At 70.5% G+C, this 14,274-nt stretch carries 11 protein-coding genes; 7 read left to right on the plus strand and 4 right to left on the minus strand.

What is annotated here, in order from left to right:
• Positions 1-131: 131 nt before the first annotated feature.
• Both aroB and rlmN read left to right on the plus strand, forming a co-directional pair.
• The gene (gene aroB / locus ACPCJR_RS11680; protein WP_391512148.1) at positions 132-1,871 is read left to right on the plus strand and encodes a 3-dehydroquinate synthase; all 1,740 of its coding nucleotides are present in this window, start codon (positions 132-134) and stop codon (positions 1,869-1,871) included.
• A 109-nt stretch (positions 1,872-1,980) separates the two neighbouring features.
• Positions 1,981-3,258 carry a 23S rRNA (adenine(2503)-C(2))-methyltransferase RlmN gene (rlmN, locus tag ACPCJR_RS11685; protein ID WP_391512147.1) on the plus strand — a complete coding sequence of 426 codons (1,278 nt, stop codon included), beginning with the start codon at positions 1,981-1,983 and terminating at the stop codon, positions 3,256-3,258.
• Between the two features lie 266 nt (positions 3,259-3,524).
• On the opposite strand, the gene ACPCJR_RS11690 is transcribed toward rlmN, so the two are convergent.
• Positions 3,525-5,144 (minus strand): phosphoenolpyruvate carboxykinase, encoded by a 1,620-nt coding sequence (locus ACPCJR_RS11690; protein ID WP_391512146.1) that lies wholly within the window; start codon positions 5,142-5,144, stop codon positions 3,525-3,527.
• A 318-nt stretch (positions 5,145-5,462) separates the two neighbouring features.
• Here ACPCJR_RS11690 and recR point away from each other — a divergent pair, with 318 nt between their 5' ends.
• The 4 genes from recR (at position 5,463) to truA (ending at position 8,543) form a co-directional block, all read left to right on the plus strand.
• Positions 5,463-6,068 (plus strand): recombination mediator RecR, encoded by a 606-nt coding sequence (gene recR / locus ACPCJR_RS11695; protein ID WP_331287714.1) that lies wholly within the window; start codon positions 5,463-5,465, stop codon positions 6,066-6,068.
• A 106-nt stretch (positions 6,069-6,174) separates the two neighbouring features.
• Positions 6,175-6,690: a peptide deformylase gene (locus ACPCJR_RS11700; protein WP_391512145.1), complete on the plus strand. Its 516-nt coding sequence runs from the start codon at positions 6,175-6,177 to the stop codon at positions 6,688-6,690.
• A gap of 10 nt (positions 6,691-6,700) precedes the next feature.
• Positions 6,701-7,630, plus strand: coding sequence for a methionyl-tRNA formyltransferase (gene fmt / locus ACPCJR_RS11705; protein WP_391512144.1), 930 nt, complete (start codon positions 6,701-6,703; stop codon positions 7,628-7,630).
• A 160-nt stretch (positions 7,631-7,790) separates the two neighbouring features.
• The gene (gene truA / locus ACPCJR_RS11710; RefSeq protein WP_391512143.1) at positions 7,791-8,543 is read left to right on the plus strand and encodes a tRNA pseudouridine(38-40) synthase TruA; all 753 of its coding nucleotides are present in this window, start codon (positions 7,791-7,793) and stop codon (positions 8,541-8,543) included.
• A 173-nt stretch (positions 8,544-8,716) separates the two neighbouring features.
• Here the strand turns inward: truA and dapE are convergent, their stop codons facing one another.
• Positions 8,717-9,901, minus strand: coding sequence for a succinyl-diaminopimelate desuccinylase (dapE, locus tag ACPCJR_RS11715; protein WP_391512142.1), 1,185 nt, complete (start codon positions 9,899-9,901; stop codon positions 8,717-8,719).
• A gap of 258 nt (positions 9,902-10,159) precedes the next feature.
• Here dapE and ACPCJR_RS11720 point away from each other — a divergent pair, with 258 nt between their 5' ends.
• Positions 10,160-10,984: a HesA/MoeB/ThiF family protein gene (locus tag ACPCJR_RS11720; RefSeq protein ID WP_391512371.1), complete on the plus strand. Its 825-nt coding sequence runs from the start codon at positions 10,160-10,162 to the stop codon at positions 10,982-10,984.
• On the opposite strand, the gene ACPCJR_RS11725 is transcribed toward ACPCJR_RS11720, so the two are convergent.
• Both ACPCJR_RS11725 and pheT read right to left on the minus strand, forming a co-directional pair.
• A complete protein-coding gene (locus tag ACPCJR_RS11725; RefSeq protein ID WP_391512141.1) occupies positions 10,932-11,804 on the minus strand; it encodes a DUF1186 domain-containing protein in 873 nt (290 codons plus the stop codon). The genes ACPCJR_RS11720 and ACPCJR_RS11725 overlap by 53 nt on opposite strands.
• Positions 11,805-11,830: 26 nt before the next feature.
• A complete protein-coding gene (gene pheT / locus ACPCJR_RS11730; RefSeq protein WP_391512140.1) occupies positions 11,831-14,254 on the minus strand; it encodes a phenylalanine--tRNA ligase subunit beta in 2,424 nt (807 codons plus the stop codon).
• Positions 14,255-14,274: the final 20 nt, after the last annotated feature.

Consider the following 14,274-nt stretch of genomic DNA (forward strand, 5'->3'; position numbering starts at 1 on the left):
CCGATTTGCGGTCGATCCCATTTATGATGCACGCAGGACGGGTTTCGGAGGGTGTGCCGGGGGCATTCGGTGTGGAGAGAGGCCTGCATCCGACCCTTCGCCGCATCCGGAAAACCGTCTATGACCGCGCCATGACTCTTCCCGAGCCGCCGGCCCCGTCGCCCGGCGAACCGATCGAAGCACGCCTGCGCCGCGGCCTGGGAGCCCGGTCGATCGTGCTCGTCGGTCTGATGGGGGCGGGCAAGAGCACGGTCGGTCGCCGCCTCGCCAGCCGTCTGGGGCTGATGTTCAAGGATGCCGACCACGAGATCGAGGCGGCCGCCAAGCTCACCATCGCCGACATCTTCGCCATCTACGGCGAGGCGAGCTTCCGTGAGGGCGAAGAGCGCGTCATCGCGCGCCTGATGCGCGAGGGGCCGATGGTGCTGGCCACGGGCGGCGGCGCCTTTATGCGCGAGGCGACCCGGGCCCGGATCGCCGAAGGGGGTATTTCGGTCTGGCTCAAGGCCGATCTCGACGTGCTGATGCGCCGCGTCCGCAAGCGTCAAACGCGCCCGCTCCTCCAGACGGAGGATCCGGAAGCGACCATGCGTGCGCTGATGGAGCTGCGCCATCCCGTCTATGCCCAGGCCGACGTCACGGTGCTCTCCCGCGAGGTATCCCACGATCGCGTCGTCGAGGACGTGATGGAAGCTCTCGACATCCACATCAATCCGACACTCGCGGCCAAATCACAACATTTGATATCTCCTATGCAAAAGCAACCCTCGCGTGTGCACGTCCCGCTCTCCGGCGGGCGCGACTACGACATCCGCATCGGCCGCGGCCTCATCGACGCGGTGGGAGCAGAGGCGCGGGATCTCGGCGCGCGGGCGGCCGGCATCGTCACGGACGAGACGGTGGCGGGCCTCTACGGCGAGCGGGTGCGCGCGAGTCTGGAAGCCGCTGGCCTGTGCTGCGAGCTCATCGCCGTTCCGCCGGGGGAAGCGTCGAAGAGCTACGCGGAGTTCGCCCGCGTCTGCGACAGCCTGCTCGCCCAGAGAATCGAGCGTGGCGACCTCGTCGTGGCGCTCGGCGGCGGCGTGGTCGGGGATCTGGCGGGCTTTGCGGCCGCCTCCCTGCGACGCGGCGTCCGCTTCGTTCAGGTGCCGACGACCCTGCTCGCGCAGGTTGATTCGTCGGTGGGCGGCAAGACCGGGATCAACTCGCCCCACGGCAAGAACCTGATCGGCGCCTTCCACCAGCCGCGCCTCGTCATCGCCGACACCGCGACCCTCGACACGCTCTCGGAGCGCGAGATGCGGGCGGGCTACGCCGAGGTCGCCAAGTACGGGCTGATCGGGGATGCCGGCTTCTTCGAATGGTGCGAGGCGAACTGGGCCGGCATCTTCTCGGGCGGGCCGGAGCGCGACGAGGCGGTGGCCGCCTGCTGCCGCGCCAAAGCCGGCGTCGTGACCCGCGACGAGCGGGAGGACGGCGAGCGGGCGCTGCTCAATCTCGGCCACACCTTCGGTCACGCCCTGGAACGCTTGACGGGCTACGACGCCGCCCGTCTCGTCCACGGCGAGGGCGTGGCGATCGGGCTGGCCCTCGCCTTCCGCTTCTCGGCCCGGCTCGGCCTGTGCCCCGGCCAGGATGCGGGGCGCGTGGCCAACCACCTCGCGCTGGCCGGACTGCCGACCCGGCTGAGCCAGGTGCCCGGCGGCGCCGGCGATCCGGATGCCCTCCTCGATGCCATGGCTCAGGACAAGAAGGTCCGCGACGGCCGGCTCACCTTCATCCTCGCCCGCGGCATCGGTCAGAGCTTCATCGCCCCGGGGATCGACGCGGCGGAGGTGCGGGCGTTCCTGGAGGTGGAACTGCAGGGCTGAAGCCGGACGCCCGCGAAATCGCGGGCCGCTCCCCGGCATCGGGCGCAGTCGCGTTCCCGCCCGAATGCGCCTATATGAGAGCCGTTCCAGCTTCCTAAGGTCTAGAGCCATGGCGACGGCGTCGTTCGACTCCGCCCCGGGCGCATCGCGCGCCCTCCCCGCAATCGAGAAGACGCCCGAGGTCACGGCCCTCTCGACCCTGCCCGGCCGCAAGGCCTCCCTCGTCGGCCTCACGCGCGAGGGTCTCAAGCAGGCGCTCATCGGCATCGGCGTGCCCGAGCGCGAGACGCGGATGCGGGTGAGCCAGATCTGGCACTGGCTCTACGTGCGCGGCGCCCGCGCGTTCTCCGAGATGACCAATGTCGGCAAGGGGCTGAAGGCGCAGCTTGCCGATCACTTCACCCTCGAACGCCCGGAGGTCGTCACCGAGCAGGTCTCGCGTGACGGCACCCGCAAATGGCTCCTGCGCATGGCGCCGACCGGCGCGCACGACCACAATCGCGGCGCCGAGATCGAGTGCGTCTACATCCCCGGCGACGACCGCGGCACGCTCTGCGTCTCGTCCCAGGTCGGCTGCACCCTGACCTGCTCGTTCTGCCACACCGGCACGCAGCGCCTCGTGCGCAACCTCTCCACCGCGGAGATCGTCTCGCAGCTCGTCGTCGCCCGCGACGCGCTCGGCGACTTCACCGGCCAGATGCCGGGCAAGGATGGCGGCGAGCCCGGCCGGCTCGTGACCAACATCGTGTTCATGGGCATGGGCGAACCGCTCTACAATCTCGACGCGGTGATCGATGCCATCGCCGTGATGTCGGACCAGGAGGGGCTCGCCCTCTCGCGGCGGCGCATCACGGTCTCGACTTCGGGCGTGGTGCCGCAGATCGAGCGGCTGGGGCTCGAGGCCAATGCCATGCTGGCGATCTCGCTGCACGCCGTGCGCGACGAGTTGCGCAACGAACTGGTGCCCCTGAACCGCAAATATCCGATCGCGCAGCTTCTCGACGCCTGCCGGAATTATCCGGGGCTGAGCAACGCCCGGCGCATCACCTTCGAGTACGTGATGCTCAAGGGCGTCAACGATTCGGACGCCGATGCCCGCGCCCTGGTGCGGCTGCTCAAGGGCATCCCGGCCAAGATCAACCTGATCCCGTTCAATCCCTGGCCCGGCTCGAAATACGAGTGCTCGGACTGGGAGCGGATCGAGCGCTTCTCCGAGATCGTCTTCACCGCCGGCTACGCCTCGCCGGTGCGCACCCCGCGCGGGCGCGACATCCTCGCGGCCTGCGGCCAGCTCAAGAGCGAGACGGAGAAGCTGCGCGCCCGCGCCCGGATGATGCTCGAAGAGGGCATGGGCGCCGAGGCCGTCTACGCAGACCAAGTGGACTGAGCGCCGGTTCGACCACTCTATTCTGGCGGCCATGAGTCTGGCGGCCACGACGCTCCTCATGCTGAGGTGCTGCGCCAGCAGCCTCGAAGCACGCCGCGACGCTCCACCGGAACCGGCTCCGTAGGATCGACCGTTCCGGGGTGCTTCGAGGCCGAGCTTTCGCTCGGCACCTCAGCATGAGGACGCACGAGTTTGCCAAAATAGATCAGTCAAGCAGGCTCTGACCGTCGCCCCTCCCCGCCGGTTCGGAGAGGGGCCTTCATCGCTCACGCCGCGATCGGGGCGGCGACCGGCTCGGCGGCGCGCACGTCGGCATCGACGTGGCTCTCGAAGCGGGTGAAGTTCTCGCGGAACATCGTGACGAGGCGCGTGGCGGTCTCGGCGAAGGCCGCCTTGTTGGTCCAGGTCTCGACCGGCGAGAGCACCTGCGTCTCGACGCCGGGCACCTCGACGGGCACCGAGAAGCCGAAATACGGGTCGCGGCGGAATTCGGTCTGCGCCAGAGAGCCGTCGAGCGCCGCCGAGAGCAGCCGGCGGGTGACGCGGATCGGCATGCGCCGCCCGGTGCCGACCCCGCCGCCGGTCCAGCCGGTGTTGACGAGCCAGCAATCGACGCCGTGCTCGGCCATCAGCTCCCGCAGCAGGTTGCCGTAGACGCTCGGGTGGCGCGGCATGAACGGCGCCCCGAAGCAGGTCGAGAAGGTCGCCTCGGGCGCGGTCAGCCCGCGCTCGGTCCCGGCCACCTTGGCGGTGTAGCCCGAGAGGAAGTGGTACATCGCCTCCGCGCCCGTCAGCTTGGCGATCGGCGGCATCACGCCGAAGGCGTCGCAGGTCAGCATCACGATGTTCTTGGGATGCCCGGCCCGGCCGGTGGCGCTGGCATTGGCGATGAAGTCGAGCGGGTAGGCGCAGCGGGTGTTCTCGGTGAGCGAGGCGTCGTCGAAGTCGGGCGCGCGGCTCACGGGATCGATGACGACGTTCTCCATCACCGTGCCGAAGCGCTCGGTGGTGGCGTAGATCTCCGGCTCGGCGTTGCGCGAGAGCCGGATGGTCTTGGCGTAGCAGCCGCCCTCGAAGTTGAAGATGCCGTCCCGGCTCCAGCCGTGCTCGTCGTCGCCGATCAGCTGGCGCGAGGAATCGTTCGAGAGCGTGGTCTTGCCGGTGCCGGACAGGCCGAAGAACACGGCCGAATCACCGGTCTCGTCGAGGCTGGCATTGGCCGAGCAGTGCATCGGCATCACGCCGGTGCCGGGGAGCACGTAGTTGAGATAGGTGAAGACCGACTTCTTCATCTCCCCGGCATAGGCCGAGCCGCCGATCAGAACGATCTTCTGCGCAAAATCGATGGCGATGACGGTCTTGGAGCGGCAGCCGTGCCGGGCCGGATCGGCCTGGAAGCTCGGCAGGTCGATGATCGTCAGTTCCGGTACGTAGGCGGCGAGATCGTCGCGCTCGGGGCGGATCAGCAGGTTGCGGATGAACAGGGAGTGCCAGGCGAACTCGGTATAGACCCGTGCCCGCACCCGGTGAGCCGGGTCGGCGCCGCCGTAGAGATCCTGGGCGAACAGCTCCTTGCCCCGGGCATGGGCGCGGAAATCGCCGAGGAGCGTCGCGAACTGGTCGGGCGTGATCGAGCCGTTGTTGTCCCACCAGATCTCGTTCTCGGTGCCGGCATCGCGCACCACGTACTTGTCCTTGGGCGAGCGGCCGGTGTGGCTGCCGGTGGTCGCCACCAGCGCGCCGCCGCGGGCGAGCTGTGCTTCCCCGCGCTGCAGGGCCTCCTCGTAGAGCCGGGGCGCCTCAAGATTCCAGTGGACGGCGGCGAGATCGGTCAGGCCGATCGCCTCCGGACCGTGGGCCGCGTTGAATTCACCGATGGTCTTCACGGAACTAGTCCTCCCTCACGGCCCTGATCGCACCGTCACGCCGCCGGCGAGCGCGGCGTCCGACTTCTTGTCGCGAGGCGTCCGTGCGGTCGCTCAGGGCCGCCGCACGCAGGTTCTCCGCCCCGCCCCCGCCAATGGATCGGTCTCGGGCTTGGCCGTCAACTATTCCTTGGTGCGGGTTCAAATTAAATTTGCTCGCCGGCTCCTCTTGAAACGGCCGAGCTGTCGCTTTCCTGAACGGGAAAATGCCGGGGGGAAGGCTTATGTGAGGGCAGGGCGCCCGCCGCCCCGTTCCTCGCAACCGTCCGAAGTTCCCGCATGCCCCAAGCCGTCGCCGGTCCGGAGATCGAGCGCCTGATCCAGCTTCTCGGACGCATGCCGGGCCTCGGCCCCCGCTCCGCCCGCCGGGCCGCGCTCCAGCTCATCAAGAAGCGCGAGACCCTGCTGGCGCCGCTGGCCGAGGCGATGCGGGTCGCGGCCGAACGCATCGTCGTCTGCCGCTCCTGCGGCAACGTCGATACCAGCGATCCCTGCACGATCTGCCGGGACGAGACCCGCGATCCGACGATGCTGGTCGTGGTCGAGGATGTGTCCGACCTCTGGGCGTTGGAGCGCTCCGGCGCGGTCAAGGCGCGCTACCACGTGCTCGGCGGCGTGCTCTCGGCGCTGGACGGGGTGCGGCCCGAGCACCTCACCATCGCCCGTCTGGTCGAGCGGGCGAGCGAGCCGGGCGTCAAGGAGATCATCCTGGCCCTCAACGCCACCGTCGACGGCCAGACCACGGCCCACTACGTCACCGAATCCCTCAAGCATCTCGGGCTCACCATCACCCGCCTCGCCCACGGCGTGCCGGTCGGCGGCGAACTCGATTATCTCGACGAGGGCACGCTCACGGCGGCGATCCGCAGCCGCACGGCGTTCTGAGGACCGGCGGGCGATTTGACCGACTTCGCGCCGCCGCCTATCTGCGGATGACGCAACGCTTTTTCACGCGTTCCCCCACGTCCCTGCCCATCCCGGCCCGGAAGCCATGACCGTCCGCCCCCTCGTGATCCTGCCCGACGCGCAGCTGCGCCTCATCTCCGAGCCGGTGGCGGCCGTCACCGAGGAGATCCGGACGCTCGCCCGCGACATGATCGAGACGATGTACGACGCTCCCGGCGTCGGCCTCGCCGCGATCCAGATCGGGGTGGCCAAGCGCGTCGTCACCATCGACACCTCGAAGGACGAGACGGCCCGGAACCCAACCGTCTACCTCAACCCGGAGATCGTCTGGACCTCGGACGAGAGGCGGGTCTACGACGAGGGCTGCCTGTCGATCCCCGAATTCTACGGCGAGGTCGAGCGGCCGGACCGCGTCCGCGTGCGCTACATGAACCTCGACGGGCAGACCGTGGAGCAGGAGGCCGACGGCCTGCTCGCCACCTGCCTGCAGCACGAGATCGACCACCTCAACGGCGTGCTGTTCATCGACCACCTGTCGAAGCTCAAGCGCGACCGGGTGATGAAGAAGTTCACCAAGGCCGCCAAGCGCGACGCCGCCTGACGAAGGTCCGATGCGCATCGTCTTCATGGGGACGCCGGATTTCGCCGTCCCCACCCTGGCCCGTCTGCACGCCGACGGCCACACGATCGCCGCCGTCTACACCCGCGCGCCCGCCAAGGCCGGCCGCGGCATGGCCCTGAAGCCGTCCCCCGTCCACGCCCGCGCCGAGGCTCTGGGCCTGCCCGTCCTCACCCCTTCAAGCCTGAAGGCGCCGGAGGCCGCCGAGACCTTCGCCGGCCACGCGGCCGACGTGGCCGTGGTCGTCGCCTACGGCATGCTGCTCCCGCAAGCGATCCTCGACCTGCCGCGCCACGGCTGCCTCAACCTGCACGGCTCGCTGCTGCCGCGCTGGCGCGGGGCCGCGCCGATCCAGCGCGCGGTGATGGCGGGCGATGCGCAGAGCGGCGTCGGCGTCATGCGCATGGAGGCCGGGCTCGATACAGGGCCGGTGGCGATGGAGGCGCGCGTGGCCATCACCGAGGGCATGACCGCGGGCGAACTGCACGACGCGCTGATGCCGCTCGGCGCCGACCTGATGGGGCGGGCGATCCACGCCCTGGATCGGGGCGGCCTGACCTTCACGCCGCAGGCCGAAGAGGGCGTCGTCTACGCCCACAAGATCAGCAACGAGGAGGCGCGCATCGACTGGGCACGCCCGGCGGCCGAGGTCGCTCGCCACATCAACGGATTGTCGCCGTTCCCGGGGGCCGCTTTCGAGGCCGACCTCGGCAAGGGGCCGGAACGGGTCAAGGTGCTGCGGGCCCTGCCCGCCGAGGGATCGGCGGCGCCCGGGACGCTGCTCGATGCGTCCTGCACCATCGCCTGCGGCGCGGGCGCCGTGCGGCTCCTCGAACTGCGCCGGGCCGGCAAGGGCGGCACGGCCAGCGGCGAGGAGTTTTTGCGCGGGGCGCGGCTGGCGGCAGGGACTTTGTTCACGTGACCGGCTTCCGATATCCCCCTCCCCCCTCTGCGGGAGAGGGTGGCCCGCGAGGCGGGTCGGGTGAGGGGAGCGACCTTTCCCGAAGCGTCGCCCCCACTCCCGCCTGCTCCGCAGGCACCCTTCCCCGCGGAGGGGGGAGGGTTGCTGTCCCCGAATCCTGATGCCTCGTTACAAACTCGTCATCGAGTATGACGGCGCGCCGTTCTGCGGCTGGCAGCGGCAGGCCGACGACCCGAGCGTGCAGGCCGCCATCGAGACCGCGGTCACCCGCTTCTCCGGCGAGACGGCGCGGCTCACCTGCGCCGGCCGCACCGATGCGGGCGTGCACGCGATCCACCAGGTGGCGCATCTCGACCTCGCCAGGGACTGGCGCACCGACACCGTGCGCGACGCGCTCAACGCGCATCTGCGTCCGCAGCCCGTCTCCATCCTGTCCGCCGAGGTCGTGACGGGGGCATTCGACGCCCGCCACTCAGCGATCCGACGGCATTACCGCTACCGCATCCTCAACCGGCGCAGCCCCGCCGCGCTCACCCGCGCCCATGTCTGGCAGGTGCCCTGGCCGCTCGACGCCTGCTTGATGCAGGCGGCCGCCCGGCGGCTGCTCGGCCGCCATGACTTTTCCGCGTTCCGCGCCGCGGAGTGTCAGGCCAAGAGCCCCGTGCGCACGCTCGAACAGCTCGACGTGACCCGCGAGCGGATGGGCCTGTTCGAGGAGATCGTGATCGCGACCTCCGCCCGCTCCTTCCTGCACCATCAGGTGCGCGCCATGGCCGGCACGCTGATGCTGGCGGGTAGCGGGCGCCTCTCCGCCGACGACGTGGCGGAGATCCTGGCGACCAGAGCGAAGCACCGTTGCGGCCCGCTGGCCCCGGCCTGCGGGTTGACCTTCGTCGGTGTCGATTACGCTTGATGGCAGCGCATTGTCCCGTTTTTTCGAAAGCCGGCGGCCATCGGCCGGGACGAGGCTTCGGACGGCTTCCGCTTGATCACCTCGGATCGTCATCGCGAGCGTGAGCGGCGCGACCCCTCCGGATCGTACAGAGCCCCGGATGGCTTCGGCTCCGCCTCGCCCTGACGATGCGATCAGCTCGAAGCGGTGTCGAAATAAGCCTCCAGCACCCGCCCGTAGATCGCGGTGAGCCGCTCCAGATCGGCCAGAGCCACGCGCTCGTCGGTCTCGTGCATGGTCCGCCCGACGAGGCCGAACTCGATCACCGGGCAGGCATCCTTGATGAAGCGCGCGTCCGAGGTACCCCCCGTGGTCGAGAGCGCCGGGCGTCGTCCGGTCTCGGCCTGAATCGCATCCGCGACGAGATCGACGAAGGCGTCGGGCCGGGTCAGGAAGGCCGGCGAGTTCGAGGGCTGGAGGTCGAGGCTGAAGCGCACGGCGTTGCCGGCTGCCGCCTCCAGGCGCTTGGCGATCTCGGCGCCCAGGGTCTCGGCGGTCCAGTCGTCGTTGAAGCGCACGTTGAACACGGCCTTGGCCGAGGCCGGGATCACGTTGGTGGCGGGGTTGCCGACATCGATCGTCGTGAATTCGAGGTTCGAGGCGTCGAAATGCGCGGTGCCGCCGTCGAGCGGTTCGGCGATCAGGGCAGAGGCGAGGCGCAGCAGGCCGGGGATCGGGTTCTCGGCCCGGTGGGGATAGGCGACGTGGCCCTGGCGCCCGTGCACGGTGATCCGGCCCGTGAGCGAGCCGCGCCGGCCGATCTTGATCATCTCGCCCAGGGCATCGGGGTTGGTCGGCTCGCCGAGCAGGCAATGGTCGAAGCGCTCAGCCCTCGCCTTGGCCCAGTCGAGCAGCTTGACGGTGCCGTTCACCGCCTGCCCCTCCTCGTCGCCGGTGATGAGGAAGGCGATGGAGCCGCCGAAATCCGGGCCGCGCGCATCGAGGAAGGCCAGCGTCGCGGCGAGCATGCAGGCGATGCCGCCCTTCATGTCCACGGCGCCGCGACCGTAGAGGAAGCCGTCGGCGACCGTGCCCGAGAACGGCCCGTGGCTCCAAGCGGTCGTCTCGCCCGGCGGCACCACGTCGGTATGGCCGGCGAAGATGAGGACCGGGCCTGCCGTGCCGATGCGCGCGTAGAGGTTCTCGATGTCCGGCGTGCCGGCCTCCGAAAAGACCGGGCGCTCGACGGAGAAGCCCGCCCGCGAAAGAAGGTCCGCCAGGAAGGACAGGGCGCCGCCCTCCTCCGGGGTCACGGAAGGGCAGCGGATCAGCGCCTGGGCGAGGGCGAGGGGGGTGTGGTCGGACAAGGGCGGTCCCATGGCTCGGATAGACGGCTCCTCCCATCCGCCCCCTCATCCTGAGGTGCCCGCGCTAGCGGGCCTCGAAGGATGCTCCGGAAGCCGCGCGATCGCTGGAGGCTTCGAGGCCTCCGCTGCGCTCCGGCACCGCAGGATGAGAGAATGGATGGGAAACAGCGCTTCTTCGTTGGTAGGCGAGCCGTAGCACGCACCTATCAGCCACGCAGTCAAAACCCGGCGCCGCTTCCGCTGTCCGCCCGAGGCGCTTACATGGCGCCCATGGCCCTCTCGTCCGAAGAAATCGAACGCTACGCCCGCCACCTCGTCCTGCGCGAGGTGGGCGGCCCGGGTCAGGCCCGGCTGAAGGCGGGGCGCGTGCTCGTGATCGGGGCCGGTGGGCTCGGGGCGCCGCTGATCCAGTATCTGGCGGCCGCCGGCATCGGCACCATCGGCATCGTCGATGACGACACGGTCTCGCTCTCGAACCTGCAGCGGCAGGTCATCCACGGCACGCCGGATGTCGGCCGCCCGAAGGTCGAGAGCGCGGCCGATGCCGTCGCCCGGCTCAACCCGCATGTGCGCGTCGAGACGCATCCCTTCCGGCTGACCCCGGAGAACGCGCCGGCCCTGCTCGAAGGCTACGACCTCGTCGCCGACGGCTCCGACAACTTCTCCACCCGCTACGCCGTCTCGGATGCCTGCTTCCACGCCGCGAGGCCCCTGGTGACGGCGGCGCTCGGGGCCTTCGACGGCTCGCTCACCACGATCCGCGCCCACGAGACCGGACCGGACGGCGCGCCGAACCCGACCTATCGCTGCCTGTTCCCGAGCCCGCCGCCGCCGGGCAGTGTCGCGCCCTGCGCCGAGGCCGGGGTGCTCGGGGCGCTGGCCGGCGTCATGGGCTCGCTGATGGCGATGGAGGTGATCCGGGCGCTGGCCGGCTTCGGCGAGCCCCTGGTCGGGCGCCTGCTGATGGTGGACGCCCGCTCGATGCGCTTCGAGACGCTGGGTTACGCCTGGGACCCGGACAACCCGTTGAACGGAGCGGGGGTCAGGACAGGCCCGGAAGCCGCACGGGCGGAGCGGCAGCCTCGGCCGCGTTGAGGCAGCACTTCTTGTACTTCTTGCCCGAGCCGCAGGGGCAGGGGTCGTTGCGGCCGACATCCTTGAACGGGTTCGTGACCGGCTGGCCGTAGCTCTCCTCCGTCCAGGCCAGCGCGCCCACCGGATCGTCGAGCGTGCCGTAGCGGTCGCCGAATTCGCTCAGGTCCGGCGGTTCGGCGCTGGCTTGGCGCAGCGCCTTGCGGAACCACGCCGCATCGCTGAACTCGTCGGTGAGGCGGCCGTCGCGCCGGGCCGCCTGCGAGCGCGGCGCCAGGTCGGTCAGGCCGAGATAGGCGATCGCCTCCTCCCAGCCGACCCAGGCCATGTCGCCCTCGACCGCGGCCTGCGCGGCGTCGAAGCGCAGCAGCAGGGCGCGGGCGTCCTCCAGCGGCAGGCGGCCCTGCCGGGTCAGGTAGGCCAGGGCCGTGAAGGCCTCGTTGCGGATGAAGCCGTCGGCGGCGCTGTCGAGGATCAGCGCGTGGAGCGGGCCGGCGTCGCCGTCGAAGACGCTGGCGATGATGCGGGCCGTGGTGATCGTGCTGGCGTCGCCGAGCAGCCCCTCGACGGCCTCGCCGTCCTGATGCAGCAGGCGCATCAGCGGCGCGTAGACCCGCCTGTCCCCGGCCGCGGCCAGGGCGTGCAGGCCCCAGAACAGCAGGTTGGCCTCGTGCTCGCTCGGCGCCTCGGGATCTTCCGCCGCGGTCGCCAGCACCGCGAGCACGGCCTCGGCGATCGCCTCCGGCTCGGCCACGGCCCGCCGGAGGGCGTCTTTCGGCATGTGTTCGGCGACCGAAAGGCGCTCGATCAGGTTCGCGTCCATGACCATCTCCCCTCGGTCGCTCTCGATCAGGCGCGCAGGGTGGCGCCGGTCTTTTTCGACACCTCGGCGACGATCTTGGCGCTCACCGCCTCGATCTCTGCATCCGTCAACGTGCGCTCGGCGGGCTGGAGCCGCACGGCGATGGCGACGGACTTGGCGCCCTCCGGGATGCCGGTTCCCTCGTAGAGGTCGAACACCTCGATGCCGGTGATCAACTTCCGCTCGGCGCCCTGCGCCGCCTTCAGGATGTCGGCGGCGGGCACGTCGCGGGGGACGACGAAGGCGAAGTCGCGGGAGATCGCCTGGAGGTCGGGCAGGACGAGGGCCGGCTTGGCCTTGGTCGGCCGGTGGCGCGGCAGCGGCAGGGAATCGAGGGTGATCTCGAAGGCGGCGAGCGTGCCCTTGAGGTCCATCGCCTTCAGGAGCCGCGGATGCAGCTCGCCAAAATGGCCGACCACGTTCTTGGGCCCGAATTGCAGGGTGCCCGAGCGGCCGGGATGCAGCCAGTCGGGGCCGCCGGCCACGATCTGGAGCCCGCCGGTCGGCACGCCCAGCGCGGCGAGCAGGGCCAGCGCGTCGGCCTTGGCCTCGAAGGCGTCGACGGCTTGCGCCGCCCCGCTCCAATGGCGCCCGGCTCCGCCGTGGCGGGCGGTGCCCCGGCGCAGTCCGGTGGCGCGCAGGGACTGGCCTTCCGGCTCGTCGCTGGCAAAGCACTGTCCGACCTCGAACAGGGCGGTGTCGGGAAAGCCCCGGTCGGCATTGGCCTGGGCGGCCCGCAACAGGCCGGGCACGAGGCTCGGACGCATGTCGGAGAGGTCGGCCGCGATGGGGTTGGCGAGCGCCAGATCGCTCGTCCCGCCGCCGAACAGCCGCGCGTCGGCCTGCGCGATGAAGGAGTAGGTGACCGCCTCCAGCATGCCGCGGCTGGCCAGCGCCCGCTTGGCGAGGCGTCCGCGCCGCTGGAGCACGGTGAGCATCGGCTCAACCGCGACCGCCTCGGCGCGCGGCAGCGGCTTCGGCTCGATCCGGTCGAGACCGGCGATGCGCACGATCTCCTCCACGAGGTCGGCCTTGCCCTCGACATCCGCCCGCCAGGACGGCGGCAGCACCTTCACGCGGTCGCCGGAGCCCGAAATGTGGAAGCCCAGGGATTCCAGCGTCACCTTCATCTCGGCCCGGGACAATTCGATGCCGGCCAAGCGGCGCACCTCGGTCCAGGGGAAGTCGATGACGTGGGAGAGTTCCGGCACCTCGCCCGCGAGGGTGGCCTGGCTCGGGCTGCCGCCGCACAGATCGACCACGAGGCGCGTGGCGAGGTCGAGCCCGGGCAGGGCGAAGGCCGGATCGACGCCGCGCTCGAAGCGGTAGCGGGCGTCGGAGACGATGCCGAGGCGCCGGCCGGTCCGGGCGATGGCGCGCGGGTCCCAGAGCGCCGATTCGATCAGCACGTCGGTGGTGGTCTCGTCGCAGCCCGAGGCCTGCCCGCCCATGATGCCGGCGATCGACTCGACGCCGTTGTCGTCGGCGATCACCACCGCATCGGAATCGAGCCGGTAGGTCTTGCTGTCGAGCGCGACGAGGCTTTCGCCCTCTTGCGCCCGCCGCACGGTGAGCCCGCCCGCGACCTTCCTCGCGTCGAAGACGTGCAGCGGCCGTCCCCGGTCGAAGGTCAGGTAGTTGGTGATGTCGACGAGCGCGTTGATCGGGCGCAGGCCGATCGCCCGCAGGCGCTTCTGCATCCACTCGGGCGACGGGCCGTTGGTCACGCCGCGCACGAGGCGGAGCGCAAAGAGCGGGCACAGGCCCTTGTCGTGCTCGTCGAAGGCCAGGGTGACCGGCGTCGGGCAGGCCCCCTCGCCGCGCACGGGGGGCAGCGGCTCGCGCTTGAGGGTACCGATGCCGGTGGCCGCAAGATCCCGGGCGATGCCGTGGATCGAGGCGCAATCGGCGCGGTTGGGCGTCAGGTTGATCTCGATGACCGGATCGTCGAGCCCGGCCCAGACGGCGTAAACGGTGCCGACCGGCGCCTCGGCGGGCAGATCGAGGATGCCGTCATGGTCGTCGCCGAGGCCGAGTTCCGCGCCGGAGCAGAGCATGCCGCGGCTCTCGACGCCGCGGATCGTGCCCACCGAGAGGGTGATGGCCTTACCCGGAACGTAGGTGCCGGGGGGCGCGAAGACCGAGAGCATGCCGGCCCGCGCGTTGGGCGCGCCGCACACGACCTGCAGCGGCTGGCCGTCGCCGGCATCGACCTGGCAGACCCGCAGGCGGTCGGCGTTCGGGTGCTGCTCGGCCGAGATCACCCGCGCGATCACGTAGGGGCGAAGCGCGGCGGCCTTGTCCTCGATGCCCTCGACCTCGAGACCGATCCGCGTCAGCGTCTCACTGATCGCGTCGAGCGAGGCCTCGGTGTCGAGGTGGTCCTTGAGCCAGGAGAGGGTGAATTTCATCTCAGAACATCCTCGCGGCC

This window comes from Methylobacterium sp. NPDC097929, assembly GCF_049543375.1.
GTDB lineage: Bacteria > Pseudomonadota > Alphaproteobacteria > Rhizobiales > Beijerinckiaceae > Methylobacterium.

What these genes read in the sequence shown, in the direction of transcription:
- rlmN (WP_391512147.1), top strand. Translation starts at nt 1,981, where the DNA reads ATGGCGACGGCGTCGTTCGACTCCGCCCCGGGCGCATCGCGCGCCCTC.
- recR (WP_331287714.1), top strand. Translation starts at nt 5,463, where the DNA reads ATGCCCCAAGCCGTCGCCGGTCCGGAGATCGAGCGCCTGATCCAGCTT.
- ACPCJR_RS11720 (WP_391512371.1), top strand. Translation starts at nt 10,160, where the DNA reads ATGGCCCTCTCGTCCGAAGAAATCGAACGCTACGCCCGCCACCTCGTC.
- aroB (WP_391512148.1), top strand. Translation starts at nt 132, where the DNA reads ATGACTCTTCCCGAGCCGCCGGCCCCGTCGCCCGGCGAACCGATCGAA.
- ACPCJR_RS11725 (WP_391512141.1), bottom strand. Translation starts at nt 11,804, where the DNA reads ATGGACGCGAACCTGATCGAGCGCCTTTCGGTCGCCGAACACATGCCG.
- truA (WP_391512143.1), top strand. Translation starts at nt 7,791, where the DNA reads ATGCCTCGTTACAAACTCGTCATCGAGTATGACGGCGCGCCGTTCTGC.
- pheT (WP_391512140.1), bottom strand. Translation starts at nt 14,254, where the DNA reads ATGAAATTCACCCTCTCCTGGCTCAAGGACCACCTCGACACCGAGGCC.
- ACPCJR_RS11700 (WP_391512145.1), top strand. Translation starts at nt 6,175, where the DNA reads ATGACCGTCCGCCCCCTCGTGATCCTGCCCGACGCGCAGCTGCGCCTC.
- fmt (WP_391512144.1), top strand. Translation starts at nt 6,701, where the DNA reads ATGCGCATCGTCTTCATGGGGACGCCGGATTTCGCCGTCCCCACCCTG.
- dapE (WP_391512142.1), bottom strand. Translation starts at nt 9,901, where the DNA reads ATGGGACCGCCCTTGTCCGACCACACCCCCCTCGCCCTCGCCCAGGCG.